The 21492-nt window shown below is 68.5% G+C and carries 14 protein-coding genes and 1 tRNA gene; 11 read left to right on the forward strand and 4 right to left on the reverse strand.

All coding sequences use genetic code 11. The features are described 5' to 3' along the window. The first annotated feature begins 542 nt into the window (after positions 1-542). The 3 genes from ASG95_RS03720 (at position 543) to ASG95_RS03730 (ending at position 6839) form a co-directional block, all read left to right on the forward strand. Positions 543-3323, forward strand: coding sequence for an ATP-dependent DNA helicase (locus tag ASG95_RS03720; protein ID WP_057376608.1), 2781 nt, complete (start codon positions 543-545; stop codon positions 3321-3323). Between the two features lie 106 nt (positions 3324-3429). After that, complete coding sequence (locus ASG95_RS03725; RefSeq protein ID WP_057376609.1) at positions 3430-5469, forward strand: helicase HerA domain-containing protein; 2040 nt, start codon at positions 3430-3432, stop codon at positions 5467-5469. After that, entirely contained in the window at positions 5469-6839 is a 1371-nt protein-coding gene (locus ASG95_RS03730; protein WP_057376610.1) for a hypothetical protein, read from the forward strand. Before ASG95_RS03725 ends, ASG95_RS03730 begins: the two co-directional genes overlap by 1 nt. On the opposite strand, the gene ASG95_RS03735 is transcribed toward ASG95_RS03730, so the two are convergent. Next, the gene (locus ASG95_RS03735; protein WP_057376611.1) at positions 6836-7705 is read right to left on the reverse strand and encodes a DNA adenine methylase; all 870 of its coding nucleotides are present in this window, start codon (positions 7703-7705) and stop codon (positions 6836-6838) included. The genes ASG95_RS03730 and ASG95_RS03735 overlap by 4 nt on opposite strands. 94 nt (positions 7706-7799) lie before the next feature. Next, positions 7800-10739 (reverse strand): MobF family relaxase, encoded by a 2940-nt coding sequence (gene mobF / locus ASG95_RS03740; protein WP_235543323.1) that lies wholly within the window; start codon positions 10737-10739, stop codon positions 7800-7802. 400 nt (positions 10740-11139) lie between these two features. On the opposite strand from mobF, the gene ASG95_RS03745 reads away from it, so the two are divergent. After that, positions 11140-11340: an AlpA family transcriptional regulator gene (locus ASG95_RS03745; RefSeq protein ID WP_057376613.1), complete on the forward strand. Its 201-nt coding sequence runs from the start codon at positions 11140-11142 to the stop codon at positions 11338-11340. A 56-nt stretch (positions 11341-11396) separates the two neighbouring features. Then, positions 11397-12473 carry a site-specific integrase gene (locus tag ASG95_RS03750; protein WP_162259359.1) on the forward strand — a complete coding sequence of 359 codons (1077 nt, stop codon included), beginning with the start codon at positions 11397-11399 and terminating at the stop codon, positions 12471-12473. 28 nt (positions 12474-12501) lie between these two features. Here ASG95_RS03750 and ASG95_RS03755 read toward each other — a convergent pair. Beyond that, positions 12502-12577, reverse strand: a tRNA-Arg gene (locus tag ASG95_RS03755). A 202-nt stretch (positions 12578-12779) separates the two neighbouring features. On the opposite strand from ASG95_RS03755, the gene ASG95_RS03760 reads away from it, so the two are divergent. Next, positions 12780-13685 carry an SDR family oxidoreductase gene (locus ASG95_RS03760; RefSeq protein WP_057376615.1) on the forward strand — a complete coding sequence of 302 codons (906 nt, stop codon included), beginning with the start codon at positions 12780-12782 and terminating at the stop codon, positions 13683-13685. Positions 13686-13946: 261 nt separating this feature from the next. Continuing rightward, the gene (locus ASG95_RS03765; RefSeq protein WP_057376616.1) at positions 13947-14405 is read left to right on the forward strand and encodes a cupin domain-containing protein; all 459 of its coding nucleotides are present in this window, start codon (positions 13947-13949) and stop codon (positions 14403-14405) included. Positions 14406-14502: 97 nt separating this feature from the next. Here ASG95_RS03765 and ASG95_RS03770 read toward each other — a convergent pair whose 3' ends face one another. Continuing rightward, positions 14503-14694 (reverse strand): hypothetical protein, encoded by a 192-nt coding sequence (locus ASG95_RS03770; RefSeq protein WP_157581718.1) that lies wholly within the window; start codon positions 14692-14694, stop codon positions 14503-14505. Positions 14695-14918: 224 nt separating this feature from the next. On the opposite strand from ASG95_RS03770, the gene ASG95_RS03775 reads away from it, so the two are divergent. The 4 genes from ASG95_RS03775 to ASG95_RS03790 all read left to right on the forward strand — a co-directional run bounded on the left by ASG95_RS03775 (position 14919) and on the right by ASG95_RS03790 (position 21287). Further along, the gene (locus ASG95_RS03775; RefSeq protein WP_057376618.1) at positions 14919-15497 is read left to right on the forward strand and encodes an OsmC family protein; all 579 of its coding nucleotides are present in this window, start codon (positions 14919-14921) and stop codon (positions 15495-15497) included. 62 nt (positions 15498-15559) lie between these two features. Then, positions 15560-16843, forward strand: coding sequence for an NAD(P)-binding domain-containing protein (locus ASG95_RS03780; protein WP_082592310.1), 1284 nt, complete (start codon positions 15560-15562; stop codon positions 16841-16843). Next, positions 16840-18063, forward strand: coding sequence for an NAD(P)/FAD-dependent oxidoreductase (locus ASG95_RS03785; protein WP_057376619.1), 1224 nt, complete (start codon positions 16840-16842; stop codon positions 18061-18063). The genes ASG95_RS03780 and ASG95_RS03785 overlap by 4 nt, the downstream gene beginning before the upstream one ends. A gap of 59 nt (positions 18064-18122) precedes the next feature. After that, positions 18123-21287: an AAA family ATPase gene (locus ASG95_RS03790; protein WP_057376620.1), complete on the forward strand. Its 3165-nt coding sequence runs from the start codon at positions 18123-18125 to the stop codon at positions 21285-21287. Positions 21288-21492: the final 205 nt, after the last annotated feature.

Consider the following 21492-nt stretch of genomic DNA (forward strand, 5'->3'; position numbering starts at 1 on the left):
TTCCTTACGTCACGGATGATTGTAGATTCGCCAAACCATCGGCTGGCATGGCGGTAGCGTATCCGGGGAGGTGCTCCAATTCGCGGACGCCGGAGTCAATCACACGGCATGGGGTGGGGAGAATTGCGCACGCTTTGGATCGAAGCCGGCGACATGTCTGGAGGGAGTCGCAACCAGATTGAGTTCGACGATGACTTGGCCGCATTCTTCGGCGTAGCACTACCTCGAGTGGGTTCAGCAGTAGAACTTTCAATCGACGTAACCGGGCAGAGGTGGCACAACTGTGGACTAGCTGCCAAGCGCACGACCTACGGTGTAACCATCTACCGCCTGAACCTCCCAACAGCCGCCAACGGAGGACTCGACTATCCCGGAACGGTCTTGAAGTTCGTGCCGGCTGGCGGTCGCTACTTCCGCGTGCATGTCGCGGACCCCGGGTCTGCGGAACATCAGTCGTGGCGTGCAGGTGCCCGGGCTGCTGGCACTTTGGCGGTGACCGGAGGTTCTGCTGGGCGCGAGTACGGATTCCTCGAAGAGGACTGATGCATGCTGTGACCCCGTACACGCAAGCACAGGTCCAGGCGATATCGACCCTCCATGAGCCCTTGCAGATCATCGCCTGTGCGGGGTCCGGGAAGACCCAGGTCATCTCGCAGCGGATCGCGAAGATCCTTGCCCAGCCCGGGGTCGAGCCGCGCAACGTGGTTGCCTTCACCTTCACCGAGAAGGCAGCCGCCGAGCTGAAGGAACGCATCCTCGGACTTGTCCAGGATGACCTCGGAGACGTCACCGGTTTGGCTGAAATGTACGTGGGCACGATGCACGGCTACGCCCTCGACCTGCTCCAGCGTCTGGTCCCGAACACGTTCAAGTACTCGGTCCTGACCGAGATCACCAACCAGCTGTTCATCGACCGCTACAGCGGGAAGTCGGGGCTCACCTCGTGTCCGACGTCGGCCAAGCAGGGGACCTTGCGGCGCTACCAGAACTCCAAGCTCTACATGCAGGTGCTCAGCGTGCTGCGCGAGGACGTGATCGACTTCGCGCAGGTCCCGAGCGGCGTCGTCGAGTCGTTCGACAAGTACATGGCCCTCATCGACGAGCACGCCCTCTTCGATTACACCCAGATGATCAATCTCGCCGTCCACTACCTGGAGGGCGACCCGTACGAGGACGACGATTACGTGCGCGTCCAGGAGCACGTCAAGGACGACATCAAGTACGTCGTGGTCGACGAGTACCAGGATGTCAACCCGCTCCAGGAGCGGCTCGTGAGCGGTCTCGTCCGGTTCGGCGCCAACCTGTGCGTCGTCGGCGACGACGACCAGACCATCTACCAGTGGCGCGGCAGCCAGGTCTCCAACATCGTGACGTTCGCGGACCGGCACAGCGGCGTCACGCAGGTGACCCTCGACGACAACTTCCGCTCTAGCCGGGGCGTCGTCGAGGTGGGTCGCTCCGTGGCGGAGCGCATCGCGACCGGGCTGCGGCTGCCGAAGGCGATGGTCGCCGCCGGTCACCAGCAGTGGCAGCGTGGCGACCTGCTCGCCCTCGAGTTTGACGACCCGGACGCGGAGGCCGCCTGGATCGCGGACCGAATCGAGGCGATGCGGGGCATGGCATTCACCGACCGGCCCGACGCCGCCGCGCGCGGACTCTCATGGTCCGACTTCGCCGTCCTCTTCCGGTCCGTAGCCAATGACTCCGGGCCGCTCGTCGAGGAGCTGCGCAAGCGCGGCATACCTTTCATCGTCAAGGGGCTTAACAAGCTGTTCGACAGCCCCGAGATCCGTGCCGTCGTCGGCATTTTCCAATTCATGGTCCAGGCCATGGACGCGGCCACCCTAAAGGCGCTGTGGGACGATGCCGACCTCGTCCCGGCTGGCGCCGACTGGGCGAAAGGGGTCGGCGTCCTCGAGCGGGGCCGCGACTTCGACTCTGGTCAGCGACGCGCTGTTTACAACATCCAACGCCTCTACCTGGACTTCCTCGAGGCGCTCGAAATGCGCGAGGACAACCTCCCCGGTGACCCCGTACGCGGCGAGCTCGTCTTCTACCAGCTTGGCAAGTTCAGTCAGGTGATCTCCGACTACGAACAGATCTACTTCACAACCGACCCGCAGGCGAAGTACACCGGTTTCGAGCAGTGGCTCCGGTTCCAGGCGCCCGGCTACTACGCAGACGCAGACGCTGATATCGGCTATGCGACGCCAGACGCTGTGACGATAGCGACCGTCCACCAGGCCAAGGGCCTGCAGTGGCCGGCCGTGTTCCTCCCCGCGCTGCGCCGGAACCGGTTCCCCGCGCGCGTGATGGGGGGCGTCACCCTGCGGCACGTCATCCCCGACACCGCCATCGACGACCCCGACCGCTACCGGGGAACGATCGAGGACGAGACCCGCCTTTTCTATGTCGCCGTGACAAGGGCACAGAAGTACCTCTACGCCACGTGGGCCCCGATCCAGTCCAATCAGCAGCAACGACGGCGCTCGGAGTTCTGGGACCACCTCGCTGCCCAGCAGTGGGTCTCGACCACCGCCAGCGCCATCGTCGGGGACCGACTGGCGCCGCATGCCTTGCAGGAGACACCGCAGGTCACCCTGTCATTCTCCGAGCTCAAGTACCTTTTCGAATGCTCGTACCAGTTCAAGCTGCGGTTCCTCTACGGCTTCAACGCGCCCATCCACGAGGCCCTGGGCTATGGGAAAGGACTCCACGACGCCCTGTCCGAAATACACAAGCGCGCCCTCGAAGGCGACATCGTCACCAAGGGCGCCGCCGGATCGTTGATCGACCGGCACCTGCACACGCCATTCGCCTACCCGACGCTGCGCGAGCAGCTGCGTAGTGCCGGCGTGAAGGCCATCGAGCGCTACTTTGACACGCATGGCACGGAGATCGCCCAGACCGAGTTTTCTGAAAAGCAGATTCGCGTCCACGTGGCGCCGGGTATCACGGTCGACGGACGCATCGACCTAATTCGGCGACTCGACACGGGCGAGACAGCAATTGTCGACTTCAAGTCGAGCGAACGCGCCCAGGCCGAGAGCGTGACCAGGGACCAGTTGCACGTCTACGCGGTCGGTTACCAGGAACTCACTGGGTCGTCGGCAGATGTGATCGAAGTGCTCAACCTCGACGAGAATGGCAAGACCACGCGCGAGCCGATTGATGCGCCACTGCTCGACGCCGTGCGCACCAAGATCCACGACGCAGGTGAGTCCCTGCGGCGAAACGACCTGCCGCGCCTGCCGGTGTGGAACAAGGGCGCGTGCGGCACGTGCGACCTGGTGGGGTTGTGCCGAGAGCGGCCCTCGACGTAGGCGCTACGGCGATCGGCCGCTGCCGGCCGCCGTCGTTCAACTGCGGTTGTCAGACGGCTGTGTCAATCTCAGACGCGGAATCCGGTACAACAAGTGGGGGCTGACCATGACTGACCTCTTCCCCGGCGTCGGCGCCGGCTCGTTGCTGCACTCGCAGCTGCTGGCCGACGATCGATCCACCCGTGTCGGGGCGATCTACCGCATCGACTACGGCGAGGCCATCGTGCTGACGCACGACAAGTGGAAGTTCGACGCCGGCGGCATACCGCAGTTCTCATTCCTGCTGGCGACGGCCCAGGACATCAACACGCCCGAGGTCGACGACGACGAAGTGCTTCTTCTGCGCGTCGAGGGCACAGCGCCACTCTCGATGGAGACCGACCTGCACGCGGTCCGCGAGGAGTCGTTACGGTCCGCCTTATCCAGCAACGACAACCCCGCGCCCTCCTCCGTGCTCGACGTCGACCTCGACCCCTTCACTCGAAACCGCGTCTCCTTCACCGGCCTGCGCTGCCGCGTGCTCGGCACCTTCTACGAGGACGACGTCGACGGTCGCAAGGTGCTCGAGTTCGGGGCAGACGTCGACAACTTCTACGCCACATCCACCTATCGCGTGCTGAAGCCCGTCGGCGAGGGGCTTTCGACCGTCGCGTCATACCTGAAGCCGACCGGCCGCCCACAGGAGCGAGTGCGGATCGGCGCGGTCCGCTACTCCGCCACACGCCGCCGGGCCAAGACGTCCAACCAGGCCGACGCCGCGGTCGAGGTCAACATCCACGACTTCATCGGCAACAAGACCGCCCTGCTCGGGATGACCCGAATGGGGAAGTCCAATACAGCCAAGACGATCATCGCCCGGACGTTCGTGATCTCCGAGCGCCAGCGGGCCGCCGCCGGGAACCCGATAGGGCAGTTGATCTTCGATCCGCAGGGCGAGTACGCGAATCCCAACACCCAGGACGGCACAGAGATCGCGGCCATCGGCGCAAACCACGTCCGCATCTTCAAGTTCGGCGCCGATGGCTCCCAGCCACACGTGAAGCCCCTCAACATCAACTTCTTCTCGGAGAACCAGATCGATGCCGTCCAGGGCCTGATCTCTGAGGCCCTGAGCGCCGAAGGATCCGGCTACGTCAAGGACTTTGCGGGTACCTCGTATGCCGATGTGGCCGGCGACCGATCCGCAAGCACTCACGCCCAGCGGGCCCGGATGGTGCTCTACGGCGCGCTCATGCGTGCTGGCTTCACGGTGCCGCAGAACTTCCGAGCGCGCATCAACATGAGCGGCGCGCTCCAGCAAAAGGTGTCAGCTGAGCTCGGCCGTATCCCATTCACTCAAGCAGGCCAAACCGTGAACTTCGCGACGGTGGGTGCTGCCGACCTGGAAGCAGTCGTCGAAAAGGTCATCCAGTTGCGGGAGGGCGGGGACCAGGACGCTACAGACTTCACCAAAGACATTCGGTGGAAGAGCGTAGAGCCGATCTTCACGACCCAAAGCGGTGGCAGAAGCGTGCGCGGTTGGCGCAACCTCAATCCCCTGCGCCCCTTTCACAGCCCGCTGACCCAGAACGACCCAGCGATCGAGATCTATGACGAACTCGTTCAGGGACGCATTGTCATCGTGGACCTTCACGTCGGCGCCGAGTCGGTCACCAAGGCGCTCAGCGAGGACATCACGCGCCGCCTCTTGTCGCGCCAGACGGAGGTGTTCACGTCAGGCAGCGAACCGCCGCACATTCAGGTCATGCTCGAAGAGGCACACAACCTCTTCTCGTCAGACCGTTACAAGGACGACCTCGACGTGTGGGTGAAGCTCGCCAAGGAGGCGAGCAAGCTCAATCTCGGAATGACCTACGCCACGCAGGAGGTGTCAGGGGTCGCCCATCAGGTGAAGGCGAACACCGCCAACTGGGTCGTGGCCCACCTGAACAACACGACCGAGGTCAACGAACTCGCCAAGTTCTACGACTTCGGGTCCTTCAAGGACGCCATCATCGCGTCCGAGGACCGCGGTTACGTTCGGCTCAAGACGCTGTCGTCCCCCTACATCGTGCCGGTCCAGATCGACCGCTACAACGTCGCGCTCGTCAACGAGGCCCGCGCCGCCGCCGGCGACCCGCCTCTCACACCGCAACCAGGTCCCTGATGCCCTACGAAACCGTCTCAGGCTCTCACGAGATCGCGTCTCGGCTCGGCCACTCCACTGCCGCCGTCCGCGCCATCGCGGACGCACGCACGTTCCATGTGCCAGCGGAGGAACTGCGGGACGCCGACGAACTCCGCAGTAAGGTCCGTCCGCGCGTCGACTTCGTCTTCCCGGACCATGTCGGCCGACTCACCGCCGCGCTGGCCATCGACGGGTCCTACGTCGTCGAGCGAATCCGAGACGGCCTCCCGTCGGTGCTCTACGGGTTCGCGCAGGCCGCAGCCGCGTTCGTCGACTTGACCGTGATGGAGACCCAGCGGGCCGAGCGGTTCGTCGATCCCTACGAGATCGAGCGGGCGGTCAACACCGCTCTAGTCACTTTGGACCTTCCGGTGAGTGGCGCGTACACCCGGGAAGGTGTGGACATCGCAACATCTTGGCGCGAGTCGATCGACCATCTCTTCCGTACCAAGAAGATCGAGGTCAACCGACTCGACGTCTCCCTGCTCGACCTTCTGCTGCTGATCCACGGACGGCCTGGGGCGCCTGCGACGACGGTCCCCGTCAACTGCCCCACGGACAACTGCAACAAGGACGTCCCCGTCCCGGTCGCCGGGTTCGAGTGCGACGCCTGCGGGGTCTGGCTGTTCCCAACCGACGTTTTACGCATCCATGAAGAGGTTGGCGAGGAGGGCGCCAACCAGTCTGCGCTGGGGCGGCTGATGTCGGTCGTCGAACTGCTCGTCCTGGTGGGCCTCGCGACCCTCCTGTGGGAGCAGTCCCGCCAAGAGTTGCTTCCGACGACCCTATTCATCGTCGACGGCCCGCTCGCGATGTACGGCCCACCGGCCAAGCTCAGGGCACGCGCCCTGGCCTACTTCCAGCAGATGAACGCCGACACACCCGGCCTCGCGCCCTACATCTGCGGGCTCGAGAAGACCGGGGCAATGGTGGATTTCGCGCGTCAACTGGCACGGCACGGCGTCCTGGAACCGGGGCAGCTCATGGTCTGCGACGAAGAGGTCCTCAAGCGAGTCACCAATGCGACCAACGAACGCGCTTACGGCAAGGAAACGTACTGGGGTCGGAAGTTCATCTATCGCGCCCTCGACGGGAGGGTCGTGGTCCCGACCGTCATGCCAGCGACGGGAGATCCATACGACTCCAACGGTGGCAAACCTGACCCAGATGACTACCCCACACTGCCAGCCATCCTCGACGTGATCGACCGCACAGGCTCGTCCATGTACGTCGACGGAATCATCCCCGTCGCGGCCGCCCACGGGAAGGCGGCCTTCCCGATCGGGGTCGGCACCGACGTGCTGCGATTGGTAGCCACCCAGCGACTCGGGCTAGCTAAAGGGAGTTAGTCCACCGCCTTGAACGCTGAAGCAACCGTGTTCGAGATAACCATGAGCTCGCTGGCTACCTCACGACGGTGTGCCGAGTAATGCAGGCTGAAATGCTGCGTTGTGCGGGCCCGATAGAGGGCCTTGATCTCCTCGGCCAAGTCGTAGGTCAGCACCCAGTTGGCGTCCGCTTTCGCGTTGAGCAACGTGGCAAGGTCTTCGTGCTGCCGATTGTTGAAGGAGTTCAGGTAGAGGAAGCTCCCCTTGGCAAAGTACGGCGGATCCACGTACGCGAAGACATTCTCCTTCGGGAGCCAATGCCTCAGCCGAACGACACCATCCTGGTGGCTGATCAGCACCTTGGAGCGATACTCAGCTAGTCGCTCGATCCTGGCGCGGAGTCCGTCACGATTGAACCGGGCGTCCATCGTGTAGGTCCCAGACTGTTCCAGACCGCCGATAATGCCGCCTCGCAGCACACCCGATCGATTGGTCCTGTTGAGGTAGAAGGTGGCGAACCCGAGGTCGAGAGGCTCGATCCTGTTGTCGTCACGAGCCCGGTATACCTCACGCTGCCGCTTCCACTCGTCGACTGTGAGCGGCGTGGACTCCAGGCGCTCGAGAAAGGCGTCCGTCTCGTTGAGCATCGAGGCCCACACGGCGTAGATCGACTTGTCGAGGTCGTTGATCACGATGCGACTGACGACCCCGCGGTATAGGAGGTCGAGGCCGGCTCCGGCGCCCCCTGCGTACGGCTCGACATACGTCGGCTTGTCCAGCCCGAGCGAGTCGATCACGGTCTCGAAGAAGTCAGCGAGCGACGCCTTGCCACCCGGATACCGAAGCGGGCTCGGATTGGATCGCCTGCGCGCGACAACGTCGATCACGCAGCACCTCCAACGCCGAAGAGTCTCACCGGGCCGCCACAGCCTACAGATGGGGTCGGACGGCCCGACGACCGATCAGCCGAATCGACGACCGTCATGCCATCGACCGCGTCCAAGGCGCCGCCGGCTGGTTGGCCGCGGAGGCTGAATACCCCGGACGCACCCCGACGCCTAGATTCCGCGCCCGCTGCGCCCGAGCTTGTTCCTGGCGCTGGACTTCATGGGCAGCAAGGTCGGCGCTGCTGGTGGCGATGGCCTTCTGCAGGACCTCGACTGGCTCGACCCTCTCGGGCTCACGATGCGCGGTCGCCGAGTCCGGTTCTTGGGCGGTGTCGATGTAGAGCCGGTTCGTCTCCCGGCCCCGGGACGCCATCACATACAACGGTTCCCGCAGCGTGGTCGCGGTGACGTAGGCGTGGGCGGTGTCCACTGTCCGGCCCTGCGCCCGGTGGGCGGTGGACGCGTACCCGAGCTCGAGGTGCCCGCGTACGTAGTCCGCTGGAAGCACAGCGGTGGCTCGCCCGCCGGGCCGGATCACCCGTAGCGACCCGTCAGGTCCGGTGGCGGTGACGACCCAGTCGTCGCCGTTCTTGACCCATCCGCGGCCAGTGGTCAGGGCGCGCATGTTGAGCCGGGTCACGACCACGTCGCCCACCCCTACGACGGTCCCGTCGCCGCACAGCACCCCGTCCTGCGCAACGTGCCCGGCCCGTACCCGCCACGCCCGCGCACGGGCGTTGAGCTCGACGACGGTGTCCGCGTCCGCGGCGACCATGAGCGAGGCCCGCCCGGCCCGCTGGTCGGTCTGCCATCCCTCGAACAGCAGATCCAGCATGTCGGCGCGCACCCCGGACTCGAGTCGGCCGTGCGCGGCGTACTCCTCCGCGACCATCTCGTCGCCGACACGGAGCCGCAGTGTCGCGTCGCGTTCCCACTCGTGGCGGAACCGGCGCACGTCGTGCAGGGTCGCGACGGCCGGGCCGGCCGCGTCGGCCAGCAGCTTGAACGCACCGCCGGCCTGCACCGGCGACAGCTGCGCCCAGTCTCCGACGAGCAACACCTTCGCGCCCGCATTTGTGGCCGCGGTGGTGATGTGGTCGAGGTCCGTGGTGGCGGCCATGGAAGCTTCGTCGACGATGATCAGCTGCCCTGGGCGAAGGGCCCAGCGGCGGTAGGCGGCCAGTTCCGCTTGCGCGGTCATCTGCAGCTGTCGGGTGGCCTGGGATGGGTACGCGCCGGCCAGGCGCGCTGCGTACTCCCGCAGCCGCGCCTCCCGTTGGGGCAGGGAACGGTGCTCACTGATCCATTTCGCCGTGTTCTCGGTAGGGACGCCGACGGCGTCGGCGAGTACCTCTGCGGCTGCCGCGGAGGGCGCCAGCCCGACCACTGACCCAGGTCCGTGGTCGGCCTCCCAGGCCGCCCGCACCCCGGCCATGGTGGTCGACTTCCCCGTGCCAGCGGCGCCTACGAGCACATCGAGGCGGCGTCCCGAAGTGACCACAGTTGCGACCGCATGGGCCTGCTCCGCGGACAGCGCGTGCTCTTTGCCGGGCGCGACCATCCGTCCAAGTCGGGCCGCTACCGCCGTGGTCACGGCGGGGGCGTCCGTAGCCTGTCCGGCGGCGAGCAGGCGAGCCTCGGCGTCCAGCAGGTCTTGGGTGGCGTAGACCTCGCTGTTGCGCGGGCGCAGCATGCTCGACCCGTCTGCGCGCTGCAGGTGCTCGGGGGTGTCCAGGACCTCGGCCGGAGTGAGCATGACCGCCCGTTCCGCCGCCAAGGTGGCGGTGCGTTCCGCCACTCTGATGCGGTCGGCCGAGGCGGCGAAACGGACCGCGTGCAACTGCCGGTGTGCCTCGGCGAGGAGGTTCGCCCGGGTAAACGTGGCCCGCTTGTCCGCAACCTTGGCCACTACCAGCGTCGCGGCATCGGCGAGGATCCCCGCCTCCAAGTCGTGGGCTGTGACCAGTCGGTGGGTGTGTCGCCCGGCCAGCGCGGCGACCCAGGCTGGTTGGTCAAGACCGACGAAGTCTCGGGCACGGGCACGCCACCCGTCGATGAGCTCGACCAGCGGTTTGACCTGCTTGGCCTCGCGGGTGGTCAGAGTCGCTTGCTGCCGCATGCCGATGACCTCCCGGGCGGTGGGCTGTCGTCCTTGGGAGGCCACAAACGCGTCGACCAGTTCCTCCTTTGCCTGCTCGATCGCGCTCGAACGCTGCGAGAACTCCTCTCGCAGCTCCTTGTCGACCCCGTCGACTTCCCACTTCGGCTCCGCCGAACGCGCCCGACCCTCGGGCGCCCAGCCCCACCCCAAGTTCCGGGTGATCTCGTCAGCGAGTAGCCCGTTGTACAGCTCGGACATGCCCACCGCGGCACGGAACAAAGCCTTGGAGTCGAGGGTTCGCCACCTGCCATCGACCGCGGACTGGACCCGGTTGAGGACCACCACGTGGGTGTGCAGTTGCGGGTCGCCAACGCGGGAGTCCCAGTGGTCGAACGCGGTCGCGATGACGCCGCGCACGTCTTCTGAGATCGCTCCGGCGTGCCCGGTGCGGGTGGCGAACACGTGCACCTCCCCGTACGCGATGACCGCCTGCAACGCCCGCCGGTGGGCCGCGTGGATCCGCGCCCGGGTGGGTTCGTCAGCGAGCGCCCACGCCACGGAGACGCTCTTCGGGACCGAGAACGTTAGGTCGAACCCGGCCACACTCTTGGGGGCCTTGCGGACCCGTCCGAGGTGGTCGACGAACACCATGCCGGCACCGATCGGGGGACGCCCGAGATGCTCACCCGTGACGGGATCCCGAAGCATCCCGAGCATCCGCCAGAGTTGTTCTTCGCTCACGGGCGAGCCGGGCTCGACGCCCACGCCGCCCGCGAGGCCGGCCAGGCCACTGCCCAAGAACCACCCCGGCGGGGTCCCTGTCGCGGCGTAGTACCCCGTCAGCCCGGCCGCTCTGGTGGCCTCGTCGGCGCGCGCGACCGAGGACATCAGATAGCGGTAGCCCGCACCCAGCGTCATCCGGCGGATCGACATCGTCACAGTCGGACAACGTCGCCGCGGGGGCACCACCGGCGACCACCCCGACCACCTTGGTGCCAGACGTGTGGAGCAGTCAGGTTGTGCGTATTGGGTGCGGTAGGCGGAGGCCGCGCGGTTCGAGTCGGCTGGGGGTTGTGCGGGCGTGGAGGAGTAGGAGGAGTACGGGGACGTTAGGGGCGTGGCGGCATGGGGGAGTGGGGGCGTCAGGTCGCGGTAGAACGGCCGCAGGTGGCCTTAAGCCGGGCGGCGGGGTCTGACAACCCTCCGCCGATGGCCTCGCGCTCATGGTGCCCCCGCAGCGCCGTTGTCCACACAACAGCAACGAAGGATGGCCATGCAGAAACCACCGGGATCAAATGAGGTTGTAGCCCAAGGGTATGAAGGGAGGAACACCATGAACGAAGAGGACGACGTCCGCGCTCCGATCCTGCTGTCTCCGGATGAGGCGGCGTCGTGGTGCCACATCAGCGTGGGAACGCTCAACCACCTGCGGTACCACGGGCGGTTTGCCCCGGCGATCAGGATCGGCAAGCGCTGCTTCTGGACACCGAAGGACCTCCTAGCGTGGTTGGAGTCCCAGAAGGAACCAGCGTGATCATCAAGCGCCCCAACGGAAAGTGGCGCGTGCAGGTGAAGTACCGAAGCCGCGTCGTGGCTGACCGGACCTTTGATCGTCGCGGCGATGCGGTCCGTTGGGAAGTCGAACAGAAGCGGCTGCTGCACTCTGGCGAGTTCGTCGCTCCCGCCGCCGGTCGGATCACCGTTCGCGAGCTGGCCGACGAGTTTCGGGAGTCGCGAAAGGGGCAGGTGTCGGTGCGGGCGTGGGAGTCGGACGAGAGCGCTCTCCGCGTCCATATCGTGCCGGCCTTCGGGAAGTTCCCGATCTCCTCGGTCACGCCTCCTTTGGTCGAGCGCTTCCTCGTCGACCTGGCGGTCTCGCGCTCGGTGCGGACGGCAGCTCGGGTTCGGACGACTCTGCGCGGGCTGTTCAGGTACGCCGTCAAGACGCGTCGGCTACAGGTGTCGCCCGCGGAACTCGTCCCACTCCCGCACCCCGACTCGAGGACGGGGAAGGTCGTCGAGGTCGACCCGTTCACGGTCGCTGCACTACTTGATGTGGTCGACAGTCAGGCCAAGCTGTCGCCCGGAGGTGCCGACATCACGTTGGTCCTGGCTCTGACCGGCCTGCGGTTCGGTGAGCTGCGGGGGTTGCGGGTCCGAGACGTGGTGTCGGTTCCCTATCCCGGGATCGTGGTCAAGCGGTCCATTCCGCAGTCCGGGCTGACCGGTGCGGTCATCGAGAGGGCCACGACGAAGAGCGGCCGATCCCGGATGGTGCCACTCTCGGAGCTGGTCTTACCAGTGGTGATGAAGGCGGCGGAGGGAAAGGAGCCGAACGACTTGCTCTTTCCCGCGCCAGAAGGCGGGTACCTCCACGCTCAGAACTGGCGGCGGCAGATTCACTGGAACACGACGGGGCTTGGGAGGCGTCCGCACGACCTGCGCCACACGGCCGCATCCCTGTGGATCGCGGCCGGGGTGGACATCAAGACGGTGTCGTCCTGGCTCGGTCACTCGACGGCGAAGCTGACGCTGGATACCTATGGGCACCTGATGGGGACGGACGCGGACCGGGCTGCCCTGGACCGGGTCAACAAGGCTCTTGGGAACCCAGCGGGCACCCAGCGGCCGAAATCGTCAGAGTCGGAGAGCGAGGGCGAGGCCTGAAAATGGCCTCTGACCTGCGAAAACGTGGTGGTGCCCTCGGGCAGATTCGAACTGCCGACACCCGCTTTAGGAGAGCGGTGCTCTATCCCCTGAGCTACGAGGGCGGGGCAAGGCTTGGACCCTCACTGTCACGGTCGCCGCGACCGAGAGCACTGGAAGCCCTGCGACAGGAAGGGTAGCCCAAGCCCGCCCTTGCTCGTCTGCCGGTCACGAACCCCGGACCGTCCGCGCCATTGACCTCGATCGCCGCACAGGACGATCCTGAGCAGGACCGGGTGACCTCGCCCGCGATCCTGGGAGGCCGCGATGATCCTCGTGGTGGGTGGGACCGGTGACCTTGGCGGCCGCGTCGTGCGACGCCTCCTCGACGCCGGACATCGGGTCCGCTGTCTGGTGCGGGCTGGCTCGGACGGGTCTGCCCTTCGCGCCGCTGGGGCAGAGCTCGTCCAGGGCGACCTGACCGATCCGGCCTCCCTCCGCGCGGCGTGCCATGAAGTCGACATCGTCGTCGCCAGCGCAACGACCATCGGTCGACGGTTGGCCGGGGTCAAGGGGCCCACCATCCGCGCGGTCGAGGAGCAGGGGATGGCGGCGCTCATCGACGCCGCCGAAGCCAACAAGGTCCAGCGGTTCGTCTACCTCTCCTACGCAGGCGTTGGGGAGGGGCCGGCCACGCCGATGTCGCGGGCCAAGGCCGCCACCGAGCGCCGGCTCGCGAGGTCACCGATGCGACGAGTGATCGTGCGGCCCGACGCATTCCAGGAGGTGCATGTCGCAGCCGTGGGGCGCTTCGACCTCAAAGCCGGCCGCGTCGCCACCTTCGGCCGGGGGAACACCAGGCACCGGTGGGTCGCCACCGAGGACGTCGCGGCCCTGGTGGCAGCGGTCGCCACCGAGCGGAACCCACCCGAGCTGATCGAGTTCGGAGGCCCGGAAGCCCTCAGCCGCAACGAGTGTGTGGCTGTCGCCGAGCACGCCACCGGCAGGTCGATCAAGGTCATGCGCGCCCCACTCCCGGTGGCGCGGCTCCTGACCAAGGTCCTGCAGCTGACCGGCCGTGGCGACGCGATGGCGAGCATCATCGGACTCGGAGTCATGATGGACGAGTTCGAGATCACCTGGGACGACGCACCGTTGCGCGAGCGCGGCATCACGCCGCGCTCCACCAGCGACTGGATCAACCAGCAGGCCGCCGCCCTCGCAGCCGGGTAGCGCCAGGTCTCTGTCCCGTGCGGCTCGACGCCGAGGCCGAGCCCTCCACGTTTGGCGTAGGACCCGAGTCCACGTTTGGCGTAGGACGAAGAGGGGGTGTTGGCGCCACCTTGCCTCGGCATGCTTGCGATCAGCGCCGTTGACCGTGAGTCGTCACGCGTGGTGGGGGAAGGGAGGAGATTCCGCGCTGGAGGCGGCCAGACCCGGCGGCGTCTGTCTCCACCAGTGAAGGGACCTCTGATGAAGCCAAAGACCACAGTCATGACCGTTGTCGCCTCCGTCGTCCTGCTGGGAGCCGCAGCGCTCTCGGTGTCGACGGGCGCCCAAGCCACCCCTCCGAGCGTTCCCGGACCCGCGGCATCCCAGCTCGTCCTGGGCACCCTGGACGGGCCGTCGAAGGCGAAGAAGGACCACATCGAGCTCAAGGTGGGCTCTGACACGACGGTGCGGACGTTCACGCTGACCTACCCGCCGGGCTCGTCCTCGGGCTGGCACGCCCACCCGGGCATCGTGTTGGCCGTCGTCGAGTCGGGCTCGGTCACCCGGCAGTTCGCGGACTGCTCGGCGCCGCAGACCTTCACCGCGGGCCAGGCGTTCACCGAGGTCCCCGGACACCTCGTAACCAACCCCGGCGCCACCGACGCCGTCCTGCGCATCACGCAGCTGTTCCCTGCGGGCACGACCGTCCTGCGTGAGGACCTGCCCGACCCGGGCTGCTGACCAACAGAGTGTGCCCCTCAGGGAGGGGCACGGCATGGCAAAGGCGGGCGCGTCGCCGGGGTGTCTCCCGTGACGCGCCCGCCCCGTGCGGCGCATCTCAGCATCCAGAGCTGAGGGCGGCTTCACGCCTGGCTGACACGGTCAGCCGCGATCGGAACTGCGACCAGCGGGCACGGCGTGCCTGCCGCTTCTCGAGTGCGAGGTCGTACGCCATTGCGTGGACTGGGTGCTGGGACTCCAGCGTCGCCACCTTGTGCACGGCCATCGTCATCGTCGTCAACTCACTCATGTCGATCTCCTTGGTCAGGGCCAAGGAGCCGATCTCCTTGGTGCCTGCCGAGCAGGTTGACCAAGCGACCTTCCGCAGACCTTCCGCGTCGCCGCCGCACACCTTTCGCGCCGCCCCAGCGGCCGGCCAGCAGGCGAAAGGTCGGCGAAAGGTGCCGTTCCTACGGTCCTCTCCATCAACCACATCCGCCGGGACCACCGGCACTTCCGAAGGAGAGCTCCACCATGAGCAACACGGCATACGCAACCCCCGCATCCATCAACGGTGTGGACGTGGCAACCCTTTTCGCCACCCTCGACGCCGTCAAGGGACAGAACGAGATCGCCAAGTTCCAGTTCCGCGCCGAGAACACCTGGCAGACCGGCACCCACAGCCGGTCGCGCATCCACGGCTTCTACGGCGCCGGCCAGGAGCTGACGCACACCCACGAGACGGTGCTCGACGCCGACCACCCGGTCGTCCTCACCGGCGCCGACCACGCGCCGACGCCGGTCGAGTACCTGCTGCACGCCCTCGCCGCCTGCCTCACCGCCGGCATCGCCAACATCGCCTCGGCCAGGGGGGTGAAGCTCACCAAGGTCACCTCGACCGTGGAGGGCGACATCGACCTGCTCGGCATCCTCGGCCTGTCCGACGGCTCGGTCCGCAACGGCTACCAGGGCATCCGCGTCGAGTTCGACATCGAGGGCGACGCCGACGACGAGACCCTGCGCGGCATCGTCGAGCAGTCGCGCCGCCGCTCCGCCGTCTACGACGTGCTCACCAACCCCACACCCGTCTCCGTCTCCGTCGTGACCGGCTGAGCGAAACCGGGCGCGTCCCCGTCCGGCGATCCCGGACGGGGCGCACCAGAAGGAGCAACACCATGCCCGCCATCGACACCGTCGTCATCGGTGCCGGCCACGCAGGCCTCGCCGTCAGCCGACTGCTGACCCTCGAAGGCCGCGACCACGTGGTCCTCGACCGCGGTCGCGTCGCCGAGAGCTGGCGCACCGCCCGTTGGGACTCCCTGCACCTGCTCACCCCCAACTGGATGGCCCGCCTGCCCGAGTGGTCCCACATCGGCCCCGACGCCGACGGCTTCATGAGCGCCTCCCAGTTCGTCCGCTACCTCGAGAGGTATGCCGCGAGCTTCAGTGCCCCGGTCCTGTCCGGTGTGCGCGTGGAGGAGGTGAGTGCAGTGGGTGACCGCTACCGCGTCGTCACCGACTGTGCGACCTGGCTCGCTCGCCACGTCGTCATCGCGACCGGACCCGGCGGCCAACCGCGGATCCCGGCGGCCTTGGAGGGGCTCGGCGCTGACGTCCACCTGACCACCTCGGCCGACTACCGCAACCCCCGACAGGTCGCCGAGGGCGGAGTGCTGGTCGTGGGGGCCTCGGCCTCCGGCGTGCAGATCGCCGACGAGCTGGCTGCGGCCGGCCGCGAGGTCGTGGTGGCCGTGGGTCGGCACAACCGCATGCCCCGCGAGTACCGCGGCATGGACATCTACTGGTGGCTCGAGCGCACCGGTCGCACGGCCCGCACCATCGACGAGGTGCGCGACGCCGACGCGGCCCGACGCGAGCCGTCGCTGCAGCTGATCGGCCGACGCAGCCACCACACCCAGTCCCGAAACCTCGACCTGCGCACGTTGCAGGCCAGGGGAGTCCGGCTGGCCGGTCACCTGGTGGGAGCTGAAGGCCAACGGGTGAGCTTCGCCGACGACCTGGTCGACTCGGTCAGCAGCGCCGACAACCGGATGCACCGGTTCCTCGACACCGTCGACCGGCACATCGACCAGAGCGGGCTGACGCGTGAGGTCTGGGCGGCCGAGCGGCCGAAAACCGTTGCGGTGCATGGCGCGCCGTCGACCTTGGACCTCGCGGCTGCGGGGATCCGGACGGTCCTGCTCGCGACCGGCTACCAGCAGGGCCACCCGTGGCTGCAGCTGCCGATCACCGCAGCCGACGGGTCGATCCGGCAGCAGCGCGGCCGGACCGAGGCCCCGGGGGTCTACGTCGTCGGCCAGCGGTTCCAGCACCGCCGCAACTCGGGGATGGTCGACGGCGCGCGGCACGACGCCGCGATGGTCGTGGCCGACCTCGTGGGCGCGGACCGAGCGGTCGTCGCCGCATCGGACGAGCGTTGTGAAGGGAAGACGTCATGACCACCTACGACGCAGTCGTCGTCGGCGCCCGGGTGGCCGGCGCGTCCACCGCGATGCTGCTGGCCAGGGCCGGGGCCAGGGTGCTGCTCCTCGAGCGCACCCCCTACGGCTCCGACACCCTGTCGACGCATGGCCTCATGCGGGCCGGGGTGCTGCAGCTGTCGCGCTGGGGTCTGCTCGACCAGGTCGCCGCGGCTGGCACGCCGCCGGTGACGCGGACCCTGTTCCACTACCCGGGCTCCAGGCCGGTTCGCATCTCCATCCGGGCGAGCCAGGGCGTGCCGGCGCTGTATGCACCGCGCCGGCACGTCCTCGACCGGATCCTCGTCGACGCTGCCGCGGCAGCCGGGGTCGAGGTGCGGCACGGCGTCTCCGTGACCGACCTGCTCACCGACCCCGGTGGGAGGGTCACGGGCGTGCGCGGGGTCGACGCGGCCACCGGCAGGTTCACGGCATACGCGAAGACCACGATCGGTGCGGACGGGATCAGGTCCACCGTCGCCGCCGCGGTGGGGGCGCCGGTCGAGCGGGCCTCGGCCGCGGGCGGCGCCGTGCTCTACGGCTACTTCGACGGTCTCCCGACCGAGGGGTACGAATGGGCCTACGGCACCGCCACCGCGGCGGGGCTGATCCCGACCAACGACGGGCAGACCTGTGTCTTCGTCGGCACCACCCCCGAGCTGCTCCGGCTGGCCCGGCGCAACGGCGCTGACGCTGCGTTCCCCGAGCTGTTCGGGAGGGCTGCACCGCTGCTGAGGGATCGGTTGGAGTCCGCGACGCGGGTGGGTCGGCTGCGCGGCTGGTCGGGGCAGCGCGGGCACATCCGCCGGTCGCACGGCGCCGGGTGGGCACTGGTGGGTGACGCCGGCTACTTCCGCGACCCGATCACCACGCACGGGATGACCGACGCGCTGCGCGACGCCGAGCTGCTCGCCGACGCCCTGCTGGCGACGTGGGCCGGCGAGCAGCCCGAGGCCATCGCCCTGGCCGGCTACCAGGCCAAGCGCGACCAGTTGTCGGCGCAGCTGTTCGAGGTGAGCGACCGGATCGCCGGGTACGGCTGGGACTCCACGGAGATCCAGCAGCTGCTGCGCGAGGTCAGCTCAGCCATGAGTGACGAGGTGGGGCTGCTCCAGTCCCTGCCGCCGCGGCTGGCGCGCCCGGTTGCCACCGGTTTGGGCGAGCTTGTCTCGGCTGACATGCCCGGCACCGGTCGCTAGCGTTGAAGACCTTTCTGGAAGACGCCACAGACGGCAGACGGCACAGATCGGCACCGGCCATGGATGCGCGCATCAGCCTCCTCGGGGGTTTCGCGGTATCAGTCGGCGGCTCCGTGGTCACCGACCAGCAGTGGAGCCGCCGCAATGCCAGCGCGCTGGTCAAGGTGCTCGCCCTGACCGCGGGTCGCCGGCTGCACCGGGAGCAGGTCATCGACCTGCTCTGGCCCGACCTGTCGCCGGAGCAGGCCGGGCCACGACTCCACCAGGCTGCCCACTACGCGCGACGGGCGTTGGGAGAGGCCGGGCAGGGCGTCGTGCTGCGCCACGACTTCGTCGAGCTCCTGCCGGACAGCGACGTCGCCATCGACGCCGTCGACTTCCGCGCGGCTGCCGAGGCAGCGCTCGCGGGATCTGACGGTGGGGCGGGCGCGGCGACCGCTGCCCTCGAGCTCTACGGCGGGGTGCTGCTGCCCGGCGACCTCTACGAGCCGTGGGCCGAGGAGCACCGGGAGTCGCTGGCCCTGCTCCACCGCGAGCTCCTGCGGGTCAGCGGGCGCTGGGAGGAGCTGGTGGCGGCCGACCCCGCCGACGAGCAGGCGCACCTGACCCTCGCGCGGGCCCACGCCGATCGCGGTGACGTCAGGGCGGCGCTGCGTCAGCTCGAGCGGCTCGAGCTGGTCCTGCGGCGCGAGCTCGGCACGGCGCCAGGAGTCGAGGCCGAGTCGCTGCGCGCCGAGCTGATGGCCATGGGGGCCGAGTCCACCCCCACCGGATCGGCCCCGACCGAGACCGCAGCCACCGAACCGCGTCGGCTGGTCGGGCGCCGGGCAGTGGGCGATGCCCTCCGCGAGCGGATCGCCGCGGCGCAAGGAGGGCGCGGCGGGGCCGTGCTGATCTCCGGACCGCCGGGAGTCGGCAAGTCGAGCGTGCTCGACCTCGCGGACGTGCTGGCCCAGCGGGCCGGCTGGCGCACCGGTCGCGGCACGGCGTCGGCGGTCGAAGGGCCGTGGCCCTACGCCCCGGTGCTCGAGGCGCTCGGCGACCTGAGCCGCCGGCACCCGGCGCTGCTCGACGGGCTCGACGACCGCTACCGCCAGGAGCTGGACCGAGCCCTGTCCGAGCGCCAAGTGAGCTGGTCGGGGGAGAGCGCCCACCAGCGGCTCTTCGTCGCTGCCGCCGAGCTGCTGCGGCTCGGGGCCGCCGGCCGCGGCCTGCTGCTGGTCGTCGACGACGTGCACGAGGCCGACGAGGCATCACTGCGACTACTCCACTACCTCGCACGCTGCGCGGCCACCGACCAGGTGTTGCTGGTGCTGGCGCACCGGCCCACCCACAACCCGGCGCTGGAGGAGGTCCACACCAGCCTGGTCGCACGCGGCATGGGGTCTCGCATCGACCTCGGCCCGCTCACCGAGTCGGCCACCCGGCGCCTGCTCGCCGAACGCTTCCCCGACCTGGACGAGCCCACCCAGCACCACATCTGGGCGGTCAGCGGCGGGCTCCCCTTCACTGCCCTCGAGCTCGGTGCGGCAGCGGCGACCGGACGGGAGCCGGCGACGATCTCCAACGTCCCACCCGACGCCCTGCGGGCCCTGCAGCGCGCCGCCTTGCTCGGGCTGTCGTTCACCACCGACGAGTTCCTCGCGGTGGCGGGGGTGAGTGAGGCAGAGGCCTACGAGCACCTCGAGATCGCGCAGGCCTGTCTCGTGGTGGAGTGGTCCGAGACCGGCTACCAGTTCCGCCACGCCTTGGTGCGCGAGGCGGTGTTGGAGAGCCTGCCGCCCACCGCGCGGAGCGCAGCCCGGGTCGAGGTGGCTCGGGAGCTGGCGCGGCTCGGTGCCCCGCCCGCCCGCATCGCGCACCAGTACCTCGCCGCAGGCCAGCCGCGCCAGGCCATCCCCTACGTGCTCCCGGCCGTGGAGACCTCTGGTGCCCTCGGTGCCTACCGCGACGCCCTCATCCTGGTCGACGGGGTCCTGGACTTCGCGACGGGCGAGGTGCGCGGCCACCTCCTGGCCCGCCGCGGTGATCTGCTCACGGCACTGGGCGACCCTGCGTCGGTGGAGAGCTACCGGGCCGCGGTGCCCCTGACGACAGGGATGGAGCACCGGCTCGTCCGCGCCCGGCTGGCCCGCGCGGCCTGCTTCGCCAGCGACCTCGACACGGCCCGCTCGGCCCTCGCCGGACTCGAGCTGCTGGATGACGAGGCGGACGGGCCGATCATGCTGGCCCGGGGCAACCTCGCCTACTTCAGTGGCGACATCGACGGAGCGTGGGACCACGCTGTGGGAGCGCGGCAGTCGCTCCTGACCGACAAGGACCCGTGGCGTTACGTCGACCTGATCGCCCTGCAGGGCATGATCGCCCACCAGCGGGGGGAGTGGTTCGAGCGCTTCCGCTCCCACCTCCGCCGCACGGTCACCGACGCAGGACTCACCACCGCCCTCTTCGACGCCCACCTGTGCGTCGCCGAGTACCTCCTCTACGGGGGCGTCCCCTACCCGGAGGTCATCGAGCTGGCCAGGACCCTGCGCCTGCGCTCCCAGCAGTTCGGAGCGCTGCGCGGGGTGGCCTTCACGACGGCCCTGATCGGGGAGGCGGCGCTGCTGATGGGCGACCTCGACCTCGCCGAGCGCGAGCTGCAGGAGGCGGTGGACCTCCACCGCGACTCCGATGCCCCGGCGGGGGAGGCCCATGCGCTCCAACGGCTCGCCGAGGTGCGCCTCGCGCAAGGCGACCGCGACGAGGCCAGCAGACTGCTCCACCAGGCGCTCCCGCTGGCGCGCTGGTCCATCATCAGGATGCACCTGCTCCAGCGGATCCATGGCTCGCTGGTGCTCGCCGCCCCGGGCCCCACCGCAGCCCGTGCCGCGGTCGAACGCGCCGAAGCGAGCCTGGGCGACACCGACCGGTGCCCGTTCTGCGCCGTGACCTTCGAGGTCCCCGCCACCATCGCCTGTGCGGATGCCGGCGACCTCCCCGCGGCTGAGCGCCACCTCGCAGCCGCCGAGCAGTCGGCCGCCAGGTGGGAGGGCACGGCGTGGCCGGCGGCCGTGCTCGAGGCGAAGGCCCACCTCGCCATTGCGGTCGGCGAGCCCGACGACGCCGCGAGCCTGTTCGCCGAGGCGGCCGACCTGTTCGGCAGTGCCGGCCAGGTGCTCGACGCCGCGCGGTGCGCCGCCCAGGGCTCACTGCCTCTTGCGTCTCGTCCTCGCGGCAGCTGAGCCCCTTCCGGCCCCCCGCGCCCGCGACGACGTCGGTGGGAAACGGCATGATCCACGCCAATCGCCCACGGGAACGGCATCGAACGTCAAGAAACGACAAATGACCCACGCATCCGCAGGCTTCGGATCATGCTGGGGACTCGTCGACGGATCGGGCGGGGCGCCGAGCCCGATCCCCTTCTGAGCGGGGCCGCAGTCCGGGGGG

Source organism: Phycicoccus sp. Soil803 (assembly GCF_001429685.1).
Classification (GTDB): domain Bacteria; phylum Actinomycetota; class Actinomycetes; order Actinomycetales; family Dermatophilaceae; genus Pedococcus.